The organism is Pseudomonas sp. P4_C8 (genome assembly GCF_056401975.1).
In genome coordinates this window covers 154,070-176,986 of sequence record NZ_JBFUIH010000004.1, presented here as the reverse complement: position 1 = coordinate 176,986, position 22,917 = coordinate 154,070, and the positions used below count along the sequence as shown (strand labels likewise).

Sequence of the window (22,917 nt, the reverse complement as noted above, 5' to 3'; positions counted from 1 at the left end):
CAATCAGTTGTAGGTTTTTTTGTATTCTTCAAGGGCTTCATTGAAAGTCGCCACCAGCTCACTGGCGCTATTTTTGACGTCACGCCACGGATCGATCACCTGCGCGAATTCGACCACAAACGAGGTCAGGCGCAAGGCGTTGTTGATGCGACCAAACTGTTCGGCCGACGCGTCGATCTTGCTCAGTATGGTTTGCCACATCGTGTTCAGGATGTTCAGGGCCGCTTCCGCGCCGGCCATGCGAATGCCGATATCGCCAAAGTTCGACAGGGAGCTCTCTATGACACTTTGCAAATTCTCTTTGCCGCTGACGGCCAACTCCAGCTCATCAATCTCGGTCTTCAATGCATTGCGTTCTTTGCGCGCGGTTTCCGCTTTGGGGCCAAATATCGAACCTGAAATCGGCCAGAAAATCGGCAGACCACCCGAGAAAGACATGCCGACGTAATAGTCGTAGTCCTTGTCGAGTTGGACAACTCTGGCCTTCTTTTCTCGAAGGGCTTCTTTGCTGCTGGTGATGGACTGGAGCAAACTGTTTCGCTCCATCAAGTCGTATTTGCTCTTCACTTCGGACTGCAACCCGAAGACGCGTTTGCCGCTCACCAGTTCTCCGCCCGACAGCTCGATCTTGAAGTTGGACAGGCGATCTTTCAGCTCTTTCGTTGCCCCTTGCTGGCGTTTGATATCGACCTTCATCAGCTCGATGATCTCCGTCACGGCTGACGCCACCTCACTGTCATCTGAGGTATAGCGGATACCTTCCAGATCATTGTTGCTCATCTGATTCAGCGTGGTTCTGACGCGGTCCATGATCGGCATTTCCTTGATGACGGAAATGATTTCACTGCCACTGCTGACGATGTTGTTGGCCGCGCAATTCAAATCGATACTTTGCTGGACGATCCTGTTTTCCACCGCACCCCAACTGGCGGCGTGAATCCTGATTTTCTTGAACAACACCTGAATGTCGTTGGGTTCCAGCCCGGCGATGTCTACCTGGCTGTACTTGAGACAGGACTCCACTTCCGGTAACTCGCCAGGCAGCGCGAGGCCTTGCTTTACGTACTGCTTTATTTTGATTACGTCTTCTTTGGTAAATACGCCAGCATTGCGAGCGACGCCGGGAAACTCCCCTGAAATAAGCTGAAGTACCGCTTTGGGTAGGTCATTACTACTTTCTGATTCAATCAACAGTACAGTCATTGGGTTCGCCTCAGTTCATTCAAGTCGATACATGACTTGTATCGACGAGCAGAAACCTAGATGACGATTGCATTGAGCTCAAATAACTAAACGCAACAGACAACATTTGCAAGCTGTTGATTAAAAAGCAAATATCGCAAAATCCTGTTCTCCCTGAAACATCGAGCTACAGTTGCAGGAAGTGGACTACGGGCAAGAACTACAAAAACCTGACAACCCACTACATCAATAACAAGTTCGCCAATTTATTAGTTGAATCAGCGCTGACTGGCGCGCTTGAGTGTTTCACTCGGCAACTCTTTGAACAACGCCTGATAGCTGCTGGAAAACCGCCCCAAATGCCAGAACGACGCATTCATCGCGACTTGCGCAACGGTGGTCTCGTTGGGCGTGCAGCTGAGCAATTCACGGCGGGCACTGTTGAGCCTTCGCAGGCGCAGCCAATGGGTCGGTGTCATCCCGGTGAAGGCCTTGAAGGCCTGCTGCAGTTGGCGCAGAGACACCCCGGCAACCTGGGAAAGCTCCAGCAAGTTGAGGGTTTCTTCCGGGGAGTCGGCAGCCCACTCACCGATGCGTTTCATGATCGTGCGCGCTTCGGTACGACGCTGTAAGCCGCCTCGGTCGAGGCAAACAGACGCGTTGTCGAGGATATACAAACAGTCCTCCAGCAACTGCTGCGTCAAGGCTTCTTTGCTCGGTGGGTCTAGCGTTTCTCCCAGCCGAGTCAGCGTGCCGCTCAACCAGCGGCTGAACAACGCGTTCTGCCCCGAGTTCAGCGGCGACATGAACAACCCTTCCAACTGTGCCACGTTCAAACCCTGGCGCTGAACGAACTCCGGACCGAACACCACGGCGATTTCCTGGTAGTTCTCGGGGGTGATCCAGATGTTGCGGCTTTCGCCATTGAGCAGGTACAGCGCGTTGTCGCTGCGATCGAAACAGAACGCCAGCGACCCTTGCGGCGCGCTGAAATTCTGCTCGACCCGGGTGTTCATCTGCTCTTCGTAGATCTCCACGCCCTGCAAGTCCAGATAGCGCACACGCCCGGCGAAATGCCCTGGCGACATCTGTTGATAGTGCTGGACCCAACCCGGTGTGGCGCGGATTTGCTCGGCGACATCTTCGGTGTTGAACGCTTGAACCTGTATCGGACTGGACGCTGACATGGGTGACCCTACGCACTCGTTTGGTGCGTTTTGGTGCTGCTTAAAGTGGATAGATGGAACCGCAAGGCTCGACCAAGATAGTCGTCAACGCGTCTCAGGGGAAGAGTGCGGTGGATGAAACCGCCCTCCCCGACGTTAATAAAACCAATAACGAGGTCTTTATGAATGTCCCTTTCGATCAGCTGTTCACTTGGCTGAAAGATCACAAGATTACCGAAGTCGAGTGTGTGGTCAGCGACTTGACCGGCATTGCACGCGGCAAGATTGCACCTACTAACAAGTTCCTGCATGAGCGAGGCATGCGCCTGCCGGAAAGTGTGCTTTTGCAAACGGTAACCGGGGACTTTGTCGACGACGACATCTACTACGACCTGCTCGACCCCGCCGACATCGACATGATCTGCAAGCCAGACCCTGACGCGGTCTACGTGATTCCATGGGCCATCGAGCCGACCGCTATCGTCATCCACGACACCTTCGACAAGTTCGGCAACCCTATCGAGTTGTCGCCGCGCAACGTGCTGAAAAAAGTGCTGCAGTTGTATACGGACAAAGGCTGGCGGCCGATTGTTGCGCCGGAAATGGAGTTCTACCTGACCCAGCGTTGCGAAGACCCGGACTTGCCACTGAAAGCGCCGATGGGGCGTTCGGGCCGTGCGGAAAGCGGTCGTCAGTCGTTTTCCATCGACGCCGCCAACGAATTCGATCCCCTGTTCGAAGACGTCTACGACTGGTGCGAACTTCAAGGTCTGGACCTCGACACTTTGATCCATGAAGACGGCCCGGCGCAGATGGAAATCAACTTCCGTCACGGCGATGCGTTGGACTTGGCTGACCAGATCACCGTGTTCAAGCGTACCCTGCGTGAGGCCGCGCTCAAGCACAACGTCGCGGCGACGTTCATGGCCAAGCCGATTGGCGATGAGCCCGGCAGCGCCATGCACATCCACCAGAGCGTGGTCGACATCGCCACCGGCCAGCCGATCTTCGCCAACGCCGATGGCAGCATGAGCGAACTGTTCCTGCACCACATCGGTGGCCTGCAAAAGTACATTCCCAAAGTGCTGCCGATGTTCGCGCCCAACGTGAACTCGTTCCGCCGCTTCCTGCCGGACACCTCGGCGCCGGTCAACGTCGAATGGGGCGAAGAAAATCGTACCGTCGGCCTGCGGGTACCGACTTCGTCGCCTGATGCCATGCGTGTGGAAAACCGCTTGCCGGGTGCCGACGCCAACCCGTACCTGGCGATTGCCGCCAGCTTGCTGTGCGGTTACCTGGGCATGGTCGAGCGCATCGAACCGAGCGCAGCGGTGCAAGGGCGCGCCTATGAACGTCGCAACCTGCGCTTGCCGATCACCATCGAAGACGCGCTGACGCAGATGGAAGAATGCGCCACCGTCGAGCGTTATCTGGGCAGCAAGTTTGTCCGCGGTTATGTCGCGGTCAAGCGTGCCGAGCACGAGAACTTCAAGCGGGTGATCAGCTCCTGGGAGCGGGAATTCCTGATGATGAGTGTCTAGTCCGTTAAGGCCCTATCGCGAGCAGGCTCACTCCCACACTTTAAATGCATTCCAAATCTGAAATGCATTCCCCTGTGGGAGCGAGCCTGCTCGCGAAAGCGGCCTCCAGAACACCAAAGAAACACCGGAAGAATCCAATAATTAGAAGAGGTGTCGATATGCGTCTATTGAAATCCGCAGTCCCGCTCGCGCTGGCGATCATGTGCAGTGCCGGTGCGCAGGCTCAGCCACAGGTCAGCGTCTATAACTGGACCGATTACATCGGCGAAACCACCCTCGCCGACTTCCAGGCCAAAAGCGGGATCAAGGTGATCTACGACGTCTTCGATTCCAACGAAACCCTAGAGGGCAAACTGCTCGCGGGCCGCACCGGCTACGACGTGGTGGTGCCGTCCAACCACTTCCTCGCGCGTCAGGTGAAGGCCGGCGCATTCCTGAAACTGGACCGCGAGCAATTGCCGAACTTCAAAAATCTCGACCCGAAACTGTTGGCGCTGCTGGAAAAGAACGACCCGCAAAACGCGCACTCGGTCCCTTACCTGTGGGGCACCAACGGCATCGGCTATAACGTCGACAAGGTCAAGCAAGTGCTGGGCGTCGATCACATCGATTCCTGGGCCGTGCTGTTTGAACCGGAAAACATCAAGAAGCTCAGCCAGTGCGGCGTGTCGATGATGGACTCGGCGGATGAAGTATTTCCGGCGATGCTCAATTACATGGGCATGGACCCGCGCAGCGAAAACCCCGAAGACTTCAAAAAGGCCGAAGCCAAGCTGCTGGCCATCCGCCCTTACATCACCTACTTCCACTCCTCCAAATACGTTTCGGACCTGGCCAATGGCGATATTTGCGTGGCCTTCGGCTACTCGGGTGACGTGTTCCAGGCCGCCAACCGGGCCAAGGAAGCCAAGAACGGCGTGAACATCGCCTATGCCATTCCCAAGGAAGGCAGCAACCTGTGGTTCGACTTGCTGGCCGTTCCCGCAGACGCGAGCAATCCCAAAGAAGCCTACGCCTTCATCAACTACCTGCTGGACCCGCAAGTGATTGCCAAGGTCAGCGCTTCGGTTGGTTACGCCAACCCGAACCCGCCCGCCAAGGAATTCATGGACGCGGAACTGGTGAACAATCCTGAGGTGTACCCATCGCAGGCCGTCCTCGACAAACTCTACATTTCGACCACCCCGCCCCAGGCGATCATGCGTTTGATGACCCGTTCCTGGAGCAAAGTGAAGTCCAACAAATGAATCAATACACCAACGAACACACGCAGTCCTACTATGCCGCGTCGGCTAACGGACTGAAGCCGCGCCCCACGTTGAGCGCGGACCTGGTGGCCGATGTCTGCGTGATCGGCGGCGGCTTCACCGGGATCAACACCGCCATCGAACTGGCGCAGCGCGGGCTCTCGGTGATTGTGCTGGAGGCACGGCGGATTGGCTGGGGCGCCAGCGGACGCAACGGGGGCCAATTGATTCGCGGCATCGGCCACGACGTCAGCGGGTTTGCCAAACATGTCGGTGCCGAAGGTGTGCGCTATCTGGAACGTGCCGGAATCGAATCGGTGCAAGTGGTGGGCAACCGGATCCGCGAACACGGCATCGATTGCGACCTGCGCTGGGGCTTCTGCGAACTGGCCAACACCCCGGCGCAGTTCGCCGGGCTGAAGGCTGAGCACGCTGAACTGATCGAGTCGGGTTACGCCCATGAAACGCGCCTGTTCGAACCCGGGGAGATCCGCGAGCACGTGGTGAACTCCGGTGTGTATGCCGGTGGCTTGGTGGACATGGGCTCGGGGCATTTGCATCCGCTAAACCTGGTCCTCGGCGAAGCGAACGTCGCGCAATCCCTGGGGGTGCAGATCTTTGAGCAGAGCCCGGTGCTGGAGTTGATCCATGGCAGCACCGTGCAGGTACGGTGTGCCGGCGGCACGGTGCGCGCCGGCAGTCTGGTGCTGGCCTGCAACGCGCATCTGGAGGAACTCGAACCCAAGCTAAGCGGCAAGGTGCTCCCGGCGGGCAGCTACATCATCGCCACCGAGCCCTTGTCGGAGGACGCTGCCTCGCAACTGATCCCGCATAATGTCGCGCTGTGCGATCAGAAAGTCGGCCTGGATTACTACCGGCTCTCGGCGGACCGCCGCTTGCTGTTTGGCGGTGCCTGCCATTACTCCGGGCGCGATCCGGCTGACATCGCCGCCTATATGCGTCCGCAGATGCTCAAGGTGTTCCCGCAATTGTCCAATGTGCGGATCGACTACCAATGGGGCGGCATGATCGGCATCTCCGCCAATCGCTTCCCCCAGGTCGGTCGCTTGAGCCAGCACCCGAACGTGTTCTACGCCCAGGGCTACTCCGGCCACGGCCTGAACGTCACCCATTGGTGCGCCAAACTGTTGGGCGAAGCCATTCACGCCGGGCACAGCCAAGGCTTCGACATGTTCAGCGCCGTGCCGCACATGACTTTCCCCGGCGGCCGGGCCCTGCGTTCGCCACTGCTTGCGCTGGGTATGCTCTGGTACCGGATGCGCGAAATATTGGGTTGATGGCGTTTATCTGAACGCTTCTGCGAGGGGGCTTGCCTCTCGCCCCGATCAATCTGCCGAGTCGCCTCCTGCCAGTTTCGGTTGGCAGGTGTCGCCCCGGCATCAGGCAATACCCGATAACGTCGCCCCTCCCCCCGTTCAAGCCTGGTCAAGGCATCCCCATCACCCTCAACTTTATTCATGAGTGGCAACGAATTTGTCATTGAATGAAAAGGGTTTGTCGTCGAATGAATGGTCCCCCTCCGAAAAATGGGCGTAGAAGTCAGCAGCAGGTACTGCTGGATGATGCCGTTGCGCCATAGCTCCGATTTAAAAGCTCCGATTTACATGCCTCAAATCCTAATAATAATCCGAATAAGGATCGCGTTTTATGCGTGTGAACTTGCCCGTCACCGAGCATGAAAGAGTATTTCCCGCCGAACAACGATTGATCTCCACCACCGATCTGGATAGCCGAATCACTTACTGCAATGACGCGTTCGTTGCCATCAGTGGTTTCACTTACGACGAATTGATCGGCCAGCCGCATAACATGGTTCGGCACCCCGATATGCCACCTGGGGTATTCATTCATATGTGGCACACCATCAAGCAAGGCAAACCCTGGATGGGTATTGTGAAAAATCGCTCGAAAAACGGTGATTTCTATTGGGTCAGTGCCTACGTCACGCCCATCTATGAAAACGGACGCATGAGTGGTTACGAGTCGGTTCGCTCGGTGCCCAGCCGCGACCAGGTCCGTCGGGCAACTGCACTCTATGCAAGGATGCGGGCCGGCAAGCCGATCGTTGCGTTGAGCGCGCGGATTTTCCGGCCACTGCAACACGCTTGGCCATTACTGATGGCAGGCGGGGCTTCACTGCTGGGTTATCAGTGGCTACCAAAAACAGCGGCACAGGGAGCCTTGGTGGCGAGCCTGAGTATTGCCTGGTACCTGATCGAGTCCCGACATCGCCGGGCCATCGAACGCACCCTGGCCGAGCATCCGAAAGCATTTTCCGATCCGTTGGTAGCGCTCACGTTTAGCGACAACTACGGCCCCCAAGGCCGGCTGGATATGGCCATGCTCAGTGAGGAATCTCGCTTGCAGACAGCCTTGAGCAGGCTTGTCGATGCCGGGGTCAATGTAAAGGCCAAGGCGGCACAGTCCTCCGAACTTTCCGGTTCGCAAGCCCAGTCACTTGACCGCCAGCGCAGTGAAACGGACCAGTCTGCCGCTGCCATCGCACAGATGGCGGCAACGAATCAGGAAGTGACTCAAAACGTAATCACTACTGCGCATGCTGCGTCCGAAGCCGACCAGTTGACCAGGGAAGGAAGTGAACTGGCCCGGCAAAGTCTGCACGCCATGGAAGCCATGAATGAGGCCGTCAACGAAATCGGCCAAGCGGTCAACGCACTGGCGAGCGAGACGCAATCAATCGGCAGCGTCGTGGATGTCATCACCTCGATTGCCGAACAGACCAACTTGCTGGCGCTCAATGCGGCAATCGAGGCGGCTCGGGCAGGTGAGCAAGGTCGAGGTTTTGCAGTGGTGGCCGACGAGGTGCGCTCACTGGCACAACGCACCCGCACCTCCACCGAGCAGATCCACGGCATCATCGCTTCGCTGAATAGCGGTGCCGATCGCGCAGTATCAACCGCCAGTAAGGGTGAGCAGATTTCCCGCGACAGCATGCAGCGTGTCGAGGCGGTGCAGTCGGCTCTGGTCAGCATCAGTGAAGCCGTCAGCCGGATCACCGACATGAGCCAGCAAATGGCGTCGGCTTCAGAAGAGCAAAGTCACGTGACTGAAGATATCAATCAACAGATCACGCGGATTGCCCAGTTGTGTGACCACAGTGCCGGACAGGCTAAGCAAGGCGCCGCGATTAGCCAGGACCTTGAAGAAATGGCCGAGTATCTGCACAGCCTGGCCGAGCGTTTTAACCGGTAGCCGTAAGTTCCAGTTGAAGACCTACAGGGAAGTGGGTCAGCCACCTACAGGGACGATCAGCGAACTCGCCAACAACGCCTCCAACCCCATCGGTTTGGCAAAATAGTAACCCTGGGCCTGTCCAGCGCCCATTTCGCGCAGCAAGTCCAGTGTCGCTTCATCCTCGACGCCTTCAGCCACCACACTCAGGTCCAGCGATTCGGCCATCCGCACAATTGCCCGGACGATTGCGCGACTGCGAGCGCTGGTGGTCAGTTCGAGGATGAACGACTTGTCGATTTTCAAGCCGCTGAAACGGTATTGATGCACATAGCTCAGGGATGAAAACCCTGCACCGAAGTCATCGAGCACCACCGACATGCCGTTATCGGCCAGTTGCTGCATGGTCAGTCGGGCAATCGCTGGCTCCGCCACCAGCGCGCCTTCGGTCAACTCCAGGCAGATTCGCGACGGCGCGACCCCGTGCCGCTCCAACAGTGCAAGCACATCACTGGCGAAGTCCGGGCGCGTCATGCTGTAGCTGGAGCAATTGACGTGCACCGCAGGCCAATTGGCATGCTGGGGCTGCGCGAGGATCGCCGCAACGCTGGTGAGCATGTACAAGTCCAGTCGACCGATCAGGCGCAAACCCTCGACATCCGGCAAAAACTCGCCTGGCGCGATCACCCGGCCGCCCGGCTGATGCCAACGGATCAGCGCCTCAAGGGCCAACAATTCGCCGCTTTCGACGCTGACAATCGGCTGGAAATACGGCAGCAGTTCGTCAGTGCGTTTCAGCGCATTGCGCAAGGCCCCTTCTCGCTCCACCTGGTCCGAAACTTCACGGCGCACTTCCTGGTTGAACACCGCGTAGCTGTCGCGCCCGGCACTCTTGACCCGGTACATCGCTGCATCGGCATCGCGCAGCAAGTCGGCTGGCTCGTGATGGAACTGACTGTCGGCACTGACAATACCGATGCTGCAGGACGAAAAAACTTCATGGCCATTGATGAAAAACGGCAGGTCAAACGCCACCAGGATTCGTTCGGCGATTTCGATCAGCACTTCCAGCGGCGCTTCGGGCGCCAGCACCGAAAACTCATCGCCCCCCAGGCGCGCCAGCATGTCGGTCTCGCGCAGACAACCGCGTAACCGGTGGGCGGCCTGCATCAGCAGCAGGTCACCAAAATGGTGGCCGAGGCTGTCGTTGACCATCTTGAAACGGTCGAGGTCGATGAACATCACCGCCAGGTGCCCGCCTTCGCTGCCGAACCGCGACCAGGCCTGGCTGAGGCGTTGTTGCAGATAGGTACGATTCGGTAGCCCGGTCAGCGAGTCGTGGGAGTTTTCGTGTTGCAACTTGGCATTGGCGTGATCGAGTTCGCGGGTGCGGTTCTGCACCCGCGCTTCGAGCTTGAGGTTGGCGGCATGGATCGCTTCGGCGGCCGTGCGTCGCGACAGCGCGGTGTCGATGTGCCGCGACACGAATGTCAGCAGTTCCTGGTCTCGCAGGGTGTACTGCACCTGTGAGGTATAGCTTTGCACCGCAAGCACGCCACGCACCACATCGCCATCGAACAATGGAATGCCCAGCCAGGAGTGGGATCGGACAGACTCATTGGCCAGTTCGATTTCACCGTGCGCAGCCAGTCGTTCAGCCTCGCCGGCGTCAATCAGGCAAGGTCGACGCTGACGGATAACGTACTCAGTCAAGCCCCGGCATCCACGCCGTGCCGGCGGGCAGGTGATCTGCCGCTCATCAACATAATACGGAAAGGTCACTTCACTGATCGCATCGTCGAACAGCGCAATGTAGAAGTTCTTCGCGAACAGCAGATCACCGACGATGCCATGCAAGGTTTGAAACAACTCAGCCATGTCGCCAGGCTGGCTCGACAGTTCAGCAATCTGGAACAGCGCGCTCTGCAAATGTTCGGCGCGCTCTCGGTCTGCCACTTCCTGGCGCAATGCGTCGTTGAGTGCCGAAAGCTCCAGGGTGCGACGCATCACCGTCTCTTCCAGGTCCTCGCGGTGCAGAATCCGGTCCAGCGCCATGGCCACGTGGCGCGCCACCACCAGAAACAACGCGCGGTCTTCAGCGCTGTAGGTACGAGAAACGTCGTAGACCTGCATGGCAAGCATGCCAAACACATCATCCGAGGCATTTTTCAACGGTGCGCCCATCCAGAACTCTGGACGATCACCCACGCAGTAGAAACGGTTCTCGGCCTGAGCCGCGAGAATACCGGCGGCGTCGATCAGCAACGGTTGGCCGGTGGTCAATACCTGGCCGGTCAAGGACAGGTGCGAAGGGTCAAGGTATTCGTAGTGCTGGGACTCCACGGCATCAACGTCGATGATGTCGACGTAATACGGGTAATCAATCTTGCCACTGCGCGGGTCATACAGCGCGAGATAGAAGTTCTCGGCGTCGATCAGGCTGGCCAGTAGCCGGTGAACCCCCACCAGAAACACTGACCGGTCGCGGGTCGAACTGGCCAGGTAGGTAATTTCATACAGCACACGCTGAGTAATCTGCGCACGGGCAAGGGTATTGGTCTGTAGCTGAATGCCCAGGTGCCGGGCAAACTCGGCGAGCGCCGGTTCCGCGGCATCGTTGGCTGGCGCCAGTAGCCAACCCAGCTCACTTTCGCCTCTGCCGGTCGGCCAGCGGTGCAAGCGCAAGCTCAGGCAAAAGGCTTCAAACTGCTCATTCGCAACGCTTGATGGCCACTGCACCTGTGGGTCGCCCTGCCCGACCCAATGCATTTGTTCACCAGAGCGGTAAACCGCCCACGCAGTGGTGTGAGCCCAGCTGCGCGCTGAGTCCAGCAATTGTTCGATAGTGTCCTCGTTGCCGGCGTAAGTCATGCCGACAGTATCCGAGTTCCCTTTCAGTTGAGTTGCGACAACGTCGCAATCGTTCGATTGCCGCGGGGAGTCGGTCAATGGACGAACACTCATCAGCGCTCCCTGAGCCAAAAAGCTGGCGATACTTACTGTATTGTTAGCAATGTGCCGGTGTGCTTCCCGTTTATAGTGAATACGAATTTTTTTCAATGGTTTTATTCGTTTTACGAGATCGCACAAACAAAAACGCCGCTCAAAGAGCGGCGTTTTTGCGTTTAGAGCGGCAAACGAGATTCACCTGGATATTTGGCGCCTCAGGCGTTGCCGTTCCAGGGACGGTCTCCATTCTCGTCTTTGATGCGGGTCGGCAGGCCCATCACATCCAGCGCCTTGAGGAACGGTTCAGCCGGCAGCTCTTCGACGTTGGCCATACGTTGCACATCCCACTCGCCGCGGGCGACCAGCAGAGCAGCAGCCACGGGTGGCACGCCTGCGGTATAGGAAATGCCCTGGCTGTCAGTTTCGGCGTAGGCGTCTTCATGGTCGGCCACGTTGTAGATGAACACCTCGCGCGGCTGGCCATCCTTGGTGCCCTTGACCAGATCGCCGATGCAGGTCTTGCCGGTGTAGCCAGGCGCCAGCGAGCTCGGATCAGGGAGCACGGCCTTGACCACTTTCAGCGGAACGACTTCCAGGCCTTCGGCCGTCTTGACCGGTTGCTCGGAGAGCAGGCCGAGGTTGCGCAGCACAGTGAACACATTGATGTAGTGCTCGCCGAAGCTCATCCAGAAACGCACGTTGGGCACGCCCAGGTTCTTCGACAGAGAGTGCACTTCATCGTGGCCGGTCAGGTACAGGTTCTGCGCCCCGACGACCGGCAGGTCGTCAGTGCGTTTGACTTCGAACATGGTGTTGCTGGTCCACTGGCTGTTCTGCCAGCTCCACACCTGTCCGGTGAACTCGCGGAAATTGATTTCCGGGTCGAAATTGGTGGCGAAATATTTGCCATGGGAACCGGCGTTGACGTCGAGAATGTCGATCGAATCAATGCGGTCGAAATACTGTTGTTGGGCCAGTGCTGCATAGGCGTTGACCACACCCGGGTCGAAACCCACACCGAGAATGGCAGTGATGTTCTTCTCTTTGCACTCTTCGAGGTGGTTCCACTCGTAGTTGCCATACCAGGGCGGCGTCTCGCAGATTTTGCCCGGTTCTTCGTGAATGGCGGTGTCCAGGTAGGCCGCGCCGGTATCGATGCAGGCTCGCAGCACCGACATGTTGAGGAAAGCGGAACCGACGTTGATGACGATCTGCGATTCGGTTTCGCGGATCAGCGCCTTGGTCGCCTCAATATCCATAGCGTTCAGCGAGAACGCCTTGATTTCGGCGGGCTGCTTGAGGCTGCCCTTGGACTTGACGCTGTCGATGATGGCCTGACATTTGGAGATGTTGCGCGACGCGATAGCAATACGACCGAGTTCGTCGTTGTGCTGCGCGCACTTGTGGGCCACCACCTTGGCGACACCTCCTGCACCAATGATAAGTACGTTTTTCTTCAATTTTTTTATATCTCCTTTCTGCCAGCTTACGAGAGGCTGGACAGGTAGTCGTTGAAACCAAACTCACGAACCACCTCGACACTACCGTCGAGTTGTTTCACTACGATGGACGGCATTTTCAGGCCGTTGAACCAGTTCTTCTTGACCATGGTGTAACCCGCTGCGTCGATGAACGACAGCCGATCCCCGATGGCCAACGGACGATCGAATTGATATTCACCGAAAATATCTCCGGCCAGGCAGGATTTTCCGCACACCATGTAGGTGTGTTCGCCTTCGCTCGGCGCCAGCTTGGCATTCAGGCGATAGATCAGCAGATCGAGCATGTGGGCTTCGATGGAGCTGTCAACGACCGCCAGGTGCTTGCCGTTGTAGAGGGTGTCGAGCACAGTGACTTCCAGCGAAGCGCTCTGAGTGATGGCCGCTTCACCCGGTTCCAGGTAGACCTGCACGCCGTATTTTTGCGAGAAGGCCTTGAGGCGAGCGCAGAACGAATCCAGCTCGTAGTCGTCACCGGTGAAGTGGATGCCGCCGCCGAGGCTGACCCACTCGACCTTGTGCAGCAAATGACCGAATCGCTCTTCAATGGTGCACAGCATCTGGTCGAACAGGTCGAAGTCAGCGTTCTCGCAGTTGTTGTGGAACATGAAACCAGAGATCTGTTCGATGACCTGCTCGATCTTCAACGGGTCCCACTCGCCCAGACGGCTGAACGGCCGCGCCGGGTCGGCCAGCAGGTAATCCGAGCTGCTCACCTGCGGATTGACCCGCAGACCGCGCACCTTGCCTGCTGAAGCTTCAGTGTAGCGCTGCAATTGGCTGATGGAGTTGAAGATGATCTTGTCGCAGTTCTCGAGCATCTCTTCGATTTCGTCGTCGGCCCAGGCCACGCTGTAGGCGTGGGTCTCGCCCGCGAACTTCTGTCGACCGAGCTTGAGCTCGTAAAGCGACGACGACGTGGTGCCGTCCATATATTGCTGCATCAGGTCGAACACCGACCACGTGGCGAAGCACTTGAGTGCCAGAAGCGCTTTGGCCCCGGACTGTTCGCGCACATAGGCAATCTTCTGCATGTTCGCCAGCAGCTTTTGTTTATCGATAAGGTAGTACGGCGTTTTGATCATTTCGAGGCGCCTCCGGCAAGGCCAGCCAAAAAAAGGATGCGCATTGTGCCTTCACTGGCGATATATCGAAAGTACAGAAAGTGCTCGCGACGCGAAGCACGGCTCACTTGAAACCCGTAAATATCAGATATTTATCGAGTGAATGGGGGCTGGAGGTAGGTTTTAACCTTCCTGCTATGCTCCATCCACCGTTTATTGACACAGGTCAAAACACTGAACGGCCAACTCGTGATAATGAATTTTTCAGATTTCAGGTAGGCTTTGAATGACGCCCCAGCTCTTTTCGGTTCACGGTCTCGTGAGTTTTACCCTTGCCATCCTCCTGCTTTTCCTCGGCAAAACCCTTGTTCATCGCAACGCCCTACTCCGTCAATACTGTATTCCCGAATCGGTCGTCGGCGGCTTCGTCTGTGCGGCAGTGACGTCCCTGCTTTACTTCGGTCTTAATATCCAGGTCGAATTCGATCTGCAAATTCGCGACACCCTGCTGCTCTATTTCTTTGCCGGCATTGGCTTGAAATCGGATATGCGCCAACTGCTCAAGGGTGGGCGCCCGCTGCTGATCCTGCTGGTACTCGCCGGGGTGTTCATTATCCTGCAAAACGCGCTGGGCATGGGTGTGGCCGAAGCATTCGGACTCGATCCCAAGGCCGGTTTGATGGTGGGCTCCATTTCCCTCACGGGTGGGGCGGGCACCACCCTGGCCTGGGCACCGCTGTTCATCGAAAAGCTGGGCATCAATAACGCGCATGAACTGGGCATGGCCAGCAACACCGTCGGCCTGATTGCCGCTTGCGTGATCGGTGGTCCAATCGCCAACCAACTGATACGTCGCTATCGACTAAAGACTTCCGGGGATGCGGCGCTGGAAGTCGGCATTTTCGAGGATCAACCGAGCAAGCCACTGGACTACTACGACGTGCTCTGGGCGTGGATGTGGCTCAACCTGACCCTGATGGTCGGCTATGGGCTCAACCTGCTGTTGGTCGATGCTGGCATCACCCTGCCAAAATTCGTCAGTTGCCTGTTTGCGGGCATCGTCATTCACCACATCGTTCTCGCATTGGTGGGTGATCAGCGGCTGAAATCCTGGAGCGGCGCCAGCCTGGGTCTGTCGCTGATCTCCGATATTTGTCTGGGCATGTTTTTGACCATGGCCCTGATGGGGCTTCAGTTATGGCAGCTGAGTGGCGTGTTGCTGTTCATTGTGTGCGCCTTGACCCTGCAAATCCTGCTGACGGTGCTCTATACGTATTTTGTGGTCTTCCGCTTTATGGGGCGCGATTACGAAGCCAGCGTGATTGCTTCCGGGTTCGGCGGGATTGCCCTCGGCTCCACTGCGACGGCCATCGTCAACATGACGACCGTGACCCAAAAGTACGGTGCCGCTCACCAGGCGTTCCTGATCGTGCCGCTGGTGTGTGGCTTTTTCATCGACCTGGTCAATGCCGTGATCATCGGTATGTTCAGTGGAATCTAGCGACTGCCTCCCACGTTGATCACGGATTTCAGCGTTTTTCAGCGTTCTGAGGGGTACAAATCAGGCCATTTCAGAGCAATTTTGTTGACGCAATGCGTTACTGGGGGCGCAGGTTGGAGGAGACAGACCTGCCCCCAAGCCTGTTTAGACTGCCGGCATACAGGGTTTCATTGGCTCATAAATGGTTGGAAATGATGTTCGATCACGATCTTTTGACTGCCGCTGAGCGCGAGGCAATCAATGCCGCAATGCAGGAGCCAGGGCTATTGGCTCAAAAAGTCTTGATCGTCGAGGATGACCCTTGCACTCGCGAGATGTTGGCCGAAATTCTTCAAATCAATGGCATCTTCTGCCTTGAGGCTAGAAGTGCAGCTGATGCCATGCGTTCGTTGAGCATCGACAGTTCAATCGGATTGGTCATTACTGATTTGCGTATGCACCCGCTCAATGGCCTGGAGTTGATTTCAAAAATCCGCGAGTCGGAGTGGGCCGACCTGCCCATTGTGATCATTTCTGGAGATGCTGGAGTTCGAGATGCCATCGAGGCAATGCGCTTGAGTGTCGTGGACTTTCTACTAAAGCCGATCGATCCGGATGAACTGATCACCCTGGTTCAACTTCAACTGGGACTCAGGCGAGACGAATGTCCTTAGCCAGCATTGGCGGTCACTCACTCAATTACTCTTGCATACACCGATTGATCAACATTCCCGCCGGATAGAATCACACCTACCCGTCTTCCCGCCATTGTTTCACGCTCCTGAATAAGCGCTGCCAAGGCCGCCGCACCGGCCCCTTCAGCGAGGTTGTGGGTGTCGGTGTAAAACACACGCATTGCCTGGGCAATCTGCTCCTCGCTGACGGAGACGATTCGTGCGGCAGCCGCGCCGTAGATGGCAAAGGCGGCGGGAACCGGTTTACGCACGGCAAGGCCGTCAGCGAAGGTATCCGCCGTAGCGGTTTCAAGGATTTCTCCCGCTTCAAACGATATCTTGGCTGCCGCTGCCTCACTGGACACCACGCCCACCACGTGGGTTTTCAGGCCCAGCGCGTCCCGGGCGGCGATCACCCCACAAATCCCCGATCCACAGCCAATCGGCACATAGACGGTATCCAGATCCGGCGCGGCCTTGAACAGCTCCAGCGCATAAGTGGCCACGCCTTTGACCAACTCGACATGGAACGGCGGAACCAAATAGAGGCCATGCACTTGCGCCAGACGAACGGCCTCTTCACGGGCCTCATCAAAATCGCGGCCAAACTCGACTACTTCGCCACCAAAGCCACGCATGGCATTGTTCTTTTCAACCGAATTACCTTCCGGCACTACAATCAACGCCTTCAGACCCAGCGCGCCGGCTGCCAGCGCCAGGCTCTGACCATGGTTGCCGCGGGTAGCGGTGACAATACCCTTGACGTCTGGGTGCGCGCGTTTGAGCCAGTGCATGAAAGTAATGCCGCCGCGAACCTTGAAAGCACCGGTAGGTGTATGGTTTTCGTGCTTGACCCACACAGTGCAACCCAACCGCTCGGCCAGCAGCGGCCACGCGTACTGGGCGGTGGCAGGCATTACTTGGTAAACGTGGCGAGCCGCTTGTTCGATATCGTCGCGGGTCAGTCGGTGCATGAGTCGTCTCCCTGAGGTTTTGCCCAGTCTAGACACGAGCGCATCACGCGGGCTTTCAGAAAACTGACCTGACTTTTGCGCCCCCTCTTTATTACTATGGTGTTTATGAGCCATCGAAACCGCCTCCTGCCCCCGCTCCTGCCTGAACCGATCCGTCGGGTCGAGGCCGGGCCATGGGCGATCGAGTTGCTACCCGGCGCCGCTTACGCGACCCGATATGTAGCAAGCCAGGCGACGATTGGCTTTGCCTTCGATAGCCAGCGAGGTCTGCACGCCATCGGCAGTGACCGARTGCATCCCTTCGACGCCACGCCCAACGGCTTGGCATTCGTCCCCGCCGGTTGTGACGTGTTGTCCGAGTCACCCAAGGGCGGTGAATACCTGCGGGTCATGCGCACCGACGGCGTTGCGTTGGCAGGCGACCGTGCATTCAACAATCGCATTGATCAACAGGCCATTACCCTGGCGCTGCGCATGCGCGCCGCGCTGTTACACGCCTCAGTGGAAGACGATTGGGAGGCCTGGGCACTCGCATTGGCGGAACGGGCGCAGGACAACGAAGCGTTATCGGCGCCACCCCTAGGCTCTATAACCGGTAGCAGGATGCGTCTACTCGACGAATTCATCGATGCAGGCCTCGACGGCCAGTTGGGAATACAGGCGATGGCAGGGTTACTTGGATTGTCCGAAGGCTATTTCATTCGAGCATTCAAGAACGCGACGGGCAAAAGCCCGCACAGTTACCTGATCGACCGACGCCTCGCCAAGGCCCGCGCACTGATGCGTGATTCGACAGCCAGGCTGGCGGAAATCGCCCAGACCTGCGGCTTTAACTCCCAGGCGCACATGGCGACCACGTTCAGGCAACGTCTTGGCGTGAGTCCGGCACAGCTGCGAATACCCATCAGATAAAACACAAATCCCCAAATGCGCGACACCGTTGAAAGAGGGACCGAAGGACATGACAGTCAAGCGAATGGACAACGTCCTGATAGTTGTCGACGATCTCGAAGCGGTGAAAGCGTTCTTTATCGAATTGGGCCTTGAGCTTGAGGGCCAAACAACGGTTGAAGGGCCTTCTGTCGGGAGCCTCATAGGGCTTGGAGACGTCCGAGCCACCCTCGCGATGCTGCGGACTCCCGATGGGCAGGGAATTGAACTGGACAAATTCCACACGCCAAATGCAGTCAGATTTGGGCCCGTGGAAGCGCCAGTGAACGCTTTGGGTCTTCGTCGCATCATGTTTGCCGTTGATGACATCGATGCTGTCGTTGCGCGGATGCAGGCCCATGGCGCAGAACTCATTGGCCAGACGCAGTACGAGAAATCGTACCGGCTCGCCTATATTCGTGGGCCTGAGGGCATCATCGTCGGACTTGCCGAGCAACTTGGCTAAGGGCGGCTCGCTCGCGCACGATAACCTCCACACAATCGCTTCAGATCCAACATCAATGGATTCCCTATCACGAAGTTTGAACGGGGTAAAAAGGATTCGACGCTGACACGGTGTTGAGGCGCAAGCGCTCAACACCTGAAGGCCTGTCTTTTTCTTATGCTCGCTGCAATACCGACTCACCTGCCTTCGGTGGCAGTCTCAAGTTGTCCAGCAATGCGATCCCCGCAATCAAGGCAACACAAAGGAACGTCAGCTGAAAGTCGGCTGTATTGGCGAGCTCAGTGTTGCCATGGATGCTCATGGAGAAACGTAGCAGCAACGCGCCCGTGGCAACCCCCATCGCCATGCTCAGTTGGAAGAACATACTGAACAAGGTTGAAGCATCGCTCATCTGCTCCTTGGGGACATCGGCAAAACCCAGCGTGTTGAACGCGGTGAACTGCATGGATCGTGACAAGCCACCGACAAACAGAATGAACAAAATCAGCACTCGGCTCATGTGCTCATCCAGTAACGCACAGGCCGCGATCGCCAGTACGCCGAGGATGCCGTTGAACATTAGCACCGGGCGAAACCCCCAACGTTGCATCACCCGCGTGGTGAACGGCTTCATGGCCAGATTGCCGGCAAAGACGGCCAACACCAGTAGCCCCGCATCCAATGCAGAAAGCCCGAAGGCGAGTTGAAACATCAGCGGCAGGAGAAACGGCAAGGTGCTGATGGCGATCCGAAAAATCGAGCCACCCAATAGGCAGACACTGAAGGTACGGATTCCCAAAACACCCAGCGCCAGTAACGGTTGCGCATGCCGACGCAGATGTCGCCAGGCAATAACACCGAGTATCACACCTGCACCACTGAGTGACAGTGCTGGCAACAGATTGGCATGACTTTGCCCCAGCATCTCTACGCCGAACAGCAGCGCAGCGCTGGCGCCGCCTGCGAGCAGAAAACCACTGAAATCGAATCGCCGGGCAACAATGTGGTCTTGCCTGGGAATCAATACCAGCGCGGCAATCAAGGCCAGCACGCCTAGCGGAAGATTGAGGTAGAAAATCCACGGCCAGGACGCGTGGGTGACGATGAAACCGCCCAAGGGAGGCCCGAGTATCGGTGCGACCAGACCGGGCCAGGTAATAAAAGAGATCGCCCGCACGAGGTCTTTCTTCTCGGTGGTGCGAAGTACTGCCAAGCGCCCTACCGGTACCATCATCGCTCCGCTGATGCCCTGCAGCACGCGCGCGACAACAAAGGTTTCCAGGCTATCACTCAACCCACACATCAACGAAGACAGGCTGAACAGCACAATCGCCGAACTGAATATAAGACGTGAGCCGAAGCGATCAGCCAACCAGCCGCTGATGGGGATGAACACCGCAACCGAGAGCATGTAGACGCTCATACCAATGCTCACATCCACCGCTGGCACACCAAACGTCCTGGCCATGACCGGCAGCGCAGTGGCGATCACCGTAGCGTCGAGGTTCTCCATAAAGAAGGTGACCGCTACCAACAGGGCAATCAATGTTGAGCGGCGTTGAGACATCGGTCATCCCTGTTTAGCTACGACAATGCTCGATACTTTACTATCGAATGAGGGGTACAACACCAGACGTACAGCGTTTAGCTAATGCCGATCAGTTAAGCCGTAATGCGACCTGTAGCAGCTGGCGAAGCCTGCGTCCGGCTGCGCAGCAGTCGTAAAACCTGAGTTTGCTGTCTTCCTGACACACCGTTTCGTCTGATATCACGACTGCTGCGCAGCCGGACGCAGGCTTCGCCAGCTGCTACGTATCGCGTGCTGCCGCCATCCTCGTCGGTGTTTCGGACCGTTCGGGTCGATTTTGAAAAAAAAGTCGCAAACCCGGTGATTCTCCAAGGCTTGCGACTCTTTGCCGATACGTCCCTCAAGCTTGAGGGACGCTTTCTACTGGTATACCTGCCGTGTTCATGGCGGAACTTGCAGGCTTATTTTTGTACCTCAGCCACGTCCCTGTCCGGCGCGTCTGGGGCGTCTGGAGCGTCTGGGGCGTCCTCCATAGCCCCTCTAGCTGCGCGCGCCTGACCTTTGGCAGCGTCTCTGTTCGCATCCGCAGCAGCCCTCGCCGCATCTCTGGTGGCATTTGCGTTTGCCTTGGCGGCGTCCCTGGCCGCATCTGCGGCAGCCCTCGCAGCATCTCTGGTTGCATCTGCGCCCGCTACACCTGCAGCTTTTGCAGCATCCCTGGCTGCATCCGCATCAGCTCGGGCCGCATCTCTAGCTGCATCTGCAGCAGCTTTGGCATTATCTCGGGCTGCGTCTGCATCGTTTCTGGCAGCGTCCCTGGCTGCATCTGCGGCATCGTCAGCGTCGTTGTCATGCGCATTGCCTGGGCCTCTGTTCCCGGCAATACCGCCATGGTCAGCGTCATGGTCAGCGTCATGACCAGCAGCATGATCACCACCTTCTCCATGGCCGCTGCTACCGTGACCGCCTCCTGAGCCTCCGCCGTCGCCACCGTGACCACTGCCTCCGGAACCTCCACTGCCGGAGCCACCACCGTGACCACCACTGCCTCCACCTCCGCCGCTGCTGCCATCTTTGGCATATACGCTGGAGAAACTACCGATGTAATCGGGTACCAGGACAGTCGATGCCGACAGGACACCGCCAATTGCGAGCGCCAATAAACATTTTTTGAGCAGCATGATGCACCTCCGCTTGGCGTTGCGTTGTCATCTCCGTATCGAACGCAATCACCAGTGAGTTCCCGGCCACCCATTGGAGCGGCCAGCTAACCGGCGCGGTCATAAATCTGCAGCATTAACGAGCAACTGCGGTTCCGCACGTTCCTTCAGAGCCAGTTAGCATCGATGAGTGGGAAAGTATTCCCTCATTTTTTATAGATAAGTGCTGTCCGCTCAAGTTCAACGTAATCACACGCTCAATGCAGCACCCAAGATCAGAACTGCTACGCTTGAATCATCAGCTTTGGCGCTTTTTAGCCTACTGGCGCACGTGTTCTCTGTGACTGATGGAACAGTCGAATTACCCGATCCTGTGCCCAAGCGAGTCAAATTTCGTTGAGCAAAGGAGTGGACATGGCCCCCCGCAAAAACAGGTTTGCCAACAGCAAGGCAGGGCAATCGGAAGACAACGGGGACGAGCGAGTCTTTCACTCGCGCAAGGAGCGTCTGTACGAAGGTGAGCTATTACGCGAGCGTCTGCCGCATGCAGTTCACGCCCAATGGAAACCCGCACGCAAACACCGTGACCCGATCAAACTCCTCGAAGAGTCCAACCGCTATCGACTGCCTGATCTGGTACCTGTGCGCTTCGGTCGCATGTTGCGCAGTCCATTCACCTTTTTACGCGGTTCTGCGGGTTTGATGGCGCATGACCTGGCCACTCTCCCGACCACCGGCATTCAGGTGCAGGCCTGTGGAGATTGTCACCTGATGAACTTCGGGTTGTTTGCGACACCTGAGCGCAATCTGATTTTTGACATTAACGATTTCGACGAAACACTCCCCGCCCCCTGGGAATGGGATGTAAAACGCCTGGCGATCAGTTTTGCCGTGGCCGCGCGCGATAACCGCCTCAACGATAAAAGTGCACAGGGCATAGCCGTCGAATGCGTGCGTGCTTACCGCGTGTACCTGCGCAAATTTTCGAAGATGAACCCGATGGATGTCTGGTATGACCGCCTGGATGCGCAAGCGATCATTGATATGTCGCCCAATGCTGAAATCAAGAAAATCCGCGAACAATTGGTCGCAAAGGCCAAGATGCGCGTTGGTGATTACCTCTATCCCAAGATCAGCGGCGAAGTCGGAGGGCGACGGCGTCTGATCGATCAACCCCCCATACTTTTTCATGTGTATGAGAAGGGCTTTGCACGGAGCGTCCATTTGGCGCTGCAAGATTATCGATTGTCGCTGCCCCATGAACGGCGCGTGCTCTTCGATCGCTACCGTCTCGAAGACATTGCCGTCAAAGCGGTGGGCATCGGCAGTGTCGGTACCTATTGTTTCGTCGGCCTGTTCTTTTCCGCGGAAAACCACCCTTTGCTCCTGCAATTCAAGGAAGCCTGTCCTTCGGTACTGGCACCCTATGCAGGCAAGAGCGACTACGAGAACCAGGGGCAGCGTGTGGTCACGGGGCAACGTCTGATGCAGTCGTCCAGCGACATCTTCTTGGGCTGGACACGCGGCCAAAACGGCCGGTACTACTTTGTACGTCAGTTGCGAGACATGAAAATGTCGGCGCCCATCGAAGGCGTATCTGCTGCACGCATGAAGATGTACGCCGAGTGTTGCGGTCTTACCTTGGCCCGTGCCCACGCCAAATCAGGAGATGCAGCGCTCATTAGTGGTTACCTGGGCAAGACAGACTCCTTCGACCAGGCTATCGGAAAATTTGCCATCGCTTATGCCGATCAGAATGCACAGGACCATGCCGCGCTGGTGGCCGCCGAAAAATCAGGGCGAATCAATGCGTTGAGAGAAGAAGAGTGATGAAGCCGATCCAACTGACACCTCCGGACATCGAT

17 protein-coding genes are annotated in these 22,917 nt (G+C 57.2%); 9 read left to right on the top strand and 8 right to left on the bottom strand.

The features are described 5' to 3' along the window. Positions 1-3: 3 nt before the first annotated feature. Together AC1DWM_RS03830 and AC1DWM_RS03825 are read right to left on the bottom strand one after the other, a co-directional pair. A complete protein-coding gene (locus tag AC1DWM_RS03830) occupies positions 4-1,203 on the bottom strand; it encodes an alpha-xenorhabdolysin family binary toxin subunit A (RefSeq protein WP_477794648.1) in 1,200 nt (399 codons plus the stop codon). Between the two features lie 257 nt (positions 1,204-1,460). Further along, on the bottom strand, positions 1,461-2,369 hold the full coding sequence (locus tag AC1DWM_RS03825; protein WP_223513753.1) for a helix-turn-helix domain-containing protein: 909 nt from the start codon (positions 2,367-2,369) through the stop codon (positions 1,461-1,463). Positions 2,370-2,530: 161 nt separating this feature from the next. Between AC1DWM_RS03825 and AC1DWM_RS03820 the strand changes: the two genes are divergently transcribed. The 4 genes from AC1DWM_RS03820 (at position 2,531) to AC1DWM_RS03805 (ending at position 8,370) form a co-directional block, all read left to right on the top strand. Continuing rightward, positions 2,531-3,889, top strand: a complete 1,359-nt coding sequence (locus tag AC1DWM_RS03820) for a glutamine synthetase family protein (protein ID WP_223513751.1) — start codon at positions 2,531-2,533, stop codon at positions 3,887-3,889. Between the two features lie 158 nt (positions 3,890-4,047). Further along, entirely contained in the window at positions 4,048-5,136 is a 1,089-nt protein-coding gene (locus tag AC1DWM_RS03815; RefSeq protein WP_223513750.1) for a polyamine ABC transporter substrate-binding protein, read from the top strand. After that, positions 5,133-6,434: an NAD(P)/FAD-dependent oxidoreductase gene (locus AC1DWM_RS03810; RefSeq protein WP_223513748.1), complete on the top strand. Its 1,302-nt coding sequence runs from the start codon at positions 5,133-5,135 to the stop codon at positions 6,432-6,434. Before AC1DWM_RS03815 ends, AC1DWM_RS03810 begins: the two co-directional genes overlap by 4 nt. A 370-nt stretch (positions 6,435-6,804) precedes the next feature. Further along, on the top strand, positions 6,805-8,370 hold the full coding sequence (locus AC1DWM_RS03805; RefSeq protein ID WP_223513746.1) for a methyl-accepting chemotaxis protein: 1,566 nt from the start codon (positions 6,805-6,807) through the stop codon (positions 8,368-8,370). A 36-nt stretch (positions 8,371-8,406) separates the two neighbouring features. Here the strand turns inward: AC1DWM_RS03805 and AC1DWM_RS03800 are convergent, their stop codons facing one another. The 3 genes from AC1DWM_RS03800 to nspC all read right to left on the bottom strand — a co-directional run bounded on the left by AC1DWM_RS03800 (position 8,407) and on the right by nspC (position 13,882). Continuing rightward, positions 8,407-11,313, bottom strand: a complete 2,907-nt coding sequence (locus AC1DWM_RS03800) for a sensor domain-containing phosphodiesterase (RefSeq protein WP_477794647.1) — start codon at positions 11,311-11,313, stop codon at positions 8,407-8,409. A gap of 200 nt (positions 11,314-11,513) precedes the next feature. Beyond that, the gene (locus tag AC1DWM_RS03795) at positions 11,514-12,758 is read right to left on the bottom strand and encodes a saccharopine dehydrogenase family protein (protein ID WP_223513740.1); all 1,245 of its coding nucleotides are present in this window, start codon (positions 12,756-12,758) and stop codon (positions 11,514-11,516) included. Between the two features lie 26 nt (positions 12,759-12,784). Further along, the gene (nspC, locus tag AC1DWM_RS03790) at positions 12,785-13,882 is read right to left on the bottom strand and encodes a carboxynorspermidine decarboxylase (protein ID WP_223513738.1); all 1,098 of its coding nucleotides are present in this window, start codon (positions 13,880-13,882) and stop codon (positions 12,785-12,787) included. A 265-nt stretch (positions 13,883-14,147) separates the two neighbouring features. Here nspC and gltS point away from each other — a divergent pair, with 265 nt between their 5' ends. Together gltS and AC1DWM_RS03780 are read left to right on the top strand one after the other, a co-directional pair. Then, a complete protein-coding gene (gene gltS / locus AC1DWM_RS03785; RefSeq protein ID WP_477794646.1) occupies positions 14,148-15,362 on the top strand; it encodes a sodium/glutamate symporter in 1,215 nt (404 codons plus the stop codon). A 194-nt stretch (positions 15,363-15,556) separates the two neighbouring features. Further along, positions 15,557-16,015, top strand: coding sequence for a response regulator (locus AC1DWM_RS03780; protein WP_477794645.1), 459 nt, complete (start codon positions 15,557-15,559; stop codon positions 16,013-16,015). A 17-nt stretch (positions 16,016-16,032) separates the two neighbouring features. Here AC1DWM_RS03780 and AC1DWM_RS03775 read toward each other — a convergent pair whose 3' ends face one another. After that, the gene (locus AC1DWM_RS03775) at positions 16,033-16,989 is read right to left on the bottom strand and encodes a threonine dehydratase (RefSeq protein ID WP_223513729.1); all 957 of its coding nucleotides are present in this window, start codon (positions 16,987-16,989) and stop codon (positions 16,033-16,035) included. Between the two features lie 96 nt (positions 16,990-17,085). Here AC1DWM_RS03775 and AC1DWM_RS03770 point away from each other — a divergent pair, with 96 nt between their 5' ends. Together AC1DWM_RS03770 and AC1DWM_RS03765 are read left to right on the top strand one after the other, a co-directional pair. Beyond that, positions 17,086-17,901 (top strand): helix-turn-helix transcriptional regulator, encoded by an 816-nt coding sequence (locus tag AC1DWM_RS03770; RefSeq protein ID WP_477794655.1) that lies wholly within the window; start codon positions 17,086-17,088, stop codon positions 17,899-17,901. Between the two features lie 49 nt (positions 17,902-17,950). Further along, positions 17,951-18,385 (top strand): VOC family protein, encoded by a 435-nt coding sequence (locus AC1DWM_RS03765; protein ID WP_223513726.1) that lies wholly within the window; start codon positions 17,951-17,953, stop codon positions 18,383-18,385. Positions 18,386-18,539: 154 nt separating this feature from the next. Here AC1DWM_RS03765 and AC1DWM_RS03760 read toward each other — a convergent pair whose 3' ends face one another. Next, the gene (locus AC1DWM_RS03760) at positions 18,540-19,931 is read right to left on the bottom strand and encodes an MFS transporter (protein ID WP_223513723.1); all 1,392 of its coding nucleotides are present in this window, start codon (positions 19,929-19,931) and stop codon (positions 18,540-18,542) included. Positions 19,932-20,583: 652 nt separating this feature from the next. Further along, positions 20,584-20,973, bottom strand: a complete 390-nt coding sequence (locus AC1DWM_RS03755) for a hypothetical protein (RefSeq protein ID WP_411741839.1) — start codon at positions 20,971-20,973, stop codon at positions 20,584-20,586. Positions 20,974-21,709: 736 nt separating this feature from the next. On the opposite strand from AC1DWM_RS03755, the gene AC1DWM_RS03750 reads away from it, so the two are divergent. Then, entirely contained in the window at positions 21,710-22,882 is a 1,173-nt protein-coding gene (locus AC1DWM_RS03750) for a DUF2252 domain-containing protein (protein WP_317849367.1), read from the top strand. Positions 22,883-22,917 lie beyond the last annotated feature (35 nt).

What these genes read in the sequence shown, in the direction of transcription:
- AC1DWM_RS03830 (WP_477794648.1), bottom strand. Translation starts at nt 1,203, where the DNA reads ATGACTGTACTGTTGATTGAATCAGAAAGTAGTAATGACCTACCCAAA.
- AC1DWM_RS03825 (WP_223513753.1), bottom strand. Translation starts at nt 2,369, where the DNA reads ATGTCAGCGTCCAGTCCGATACAGGTTCAAGCGTTCAACACCGAAGAT.
- AC1DWM_RS03820 (WP_223513751.1), top strand. Translation starts at nt 2,531, where the DNA reads ATGAATGTCCCTTTCGATCAGCTGTTCACTTGGCTGAAAGATCACAAG.
- AC1DWM_RS03815 (WP_223513750.1), top strand. Translation starts at nt 4,048, where the DNA reads ATGCGTCTATTGAAATCCGCAGTCCCGCTCGCGCTGGCGATCATGTGC.
- AC1DWM_RS03810 (WP_223513748.1), top strand. Translation starts at nt 5,133, where the DNA reads ATGAATCAATACACCAACGAACACACGCAGTCCTACTATGCCGCGTCG.
- AC1DWM_RS03805 (WP_223513746.1), top strand. Translation starts at nt 6,805, where the DNA reads ATGCGTGTGAACTTGCCCGTCACCGAGCATGAAAGAGTATTTCCCGCC.
- AC1DWM_RS03800 (WP_477794647.1), bottom strand. Translation starts at nt 11,313, where the DNA reads ATGAGTGTTCGTCCATTGACCGACTCCCCGCGGCAATCGAACGATTGC.
- nspC (WP_223513738.1), bottom strand. Translation starts at nt 13,882, where the DNA reads ATGATCAAAACGCCGTACTACCTTATCGATAAACAAAAGCTGCTGGCG.
- gltS (WP_477794646.1), top strand. Translation starts at nt 14,148, where the DNA reads ATGACGCCCCAGCTCTTTTCGGTTCACGGTCTCGTGAGTTTTACCCTT.
- AC1DWM_RS03780 (WP_477794645.1), top strand. Translation starts at nt 15,557, where the DNA reads ATGTTCGATCACGATCTTTTGACTGCCGCTGAGCGCGAGGCAATCAAT.
- AC1DWM_RS03775 (WP_223513729.1), bottom strand. Translation starts at nt 16,989, where the DNA reads ATGCACCGACTGACCCGCGACGATATCGAACAAGCGGCTCGCCACGTT.
- AC1DWM_RS03765 (WP_223513726.1), top strand. Translation starts at nt 17,951, where the DNA reads ATGACAGTCAAGCGAATGGACAACGTCCTGATAGTTGTCGACGATCTC.
- AC1DWM_RS03760 (WP_223513723.1), bottom strand. Translation starts at nt 19,931, where the DNA reads ATGTCTCAACGCCGCTCAACATTGATTGCCCTGTTGGTAGCGGTCACC.
- AC1DWM_RS03755 (WP_411741839.1), bottom strand. Translation starts at nt 20,973, where the DNA reads ATGCCAAAGATGGCAGCAGCGGCGGAGGTGGAGGCAGTGGTGGTCACG.
- AC1DWM_RS03750 (WP_317849367.1), top strand. Translation starts at nt 21,710, where the DNA reads ATGTTGCGCAGTCCATTCACCTTTTTACGCGGTTCTGCGGGTTTGATG.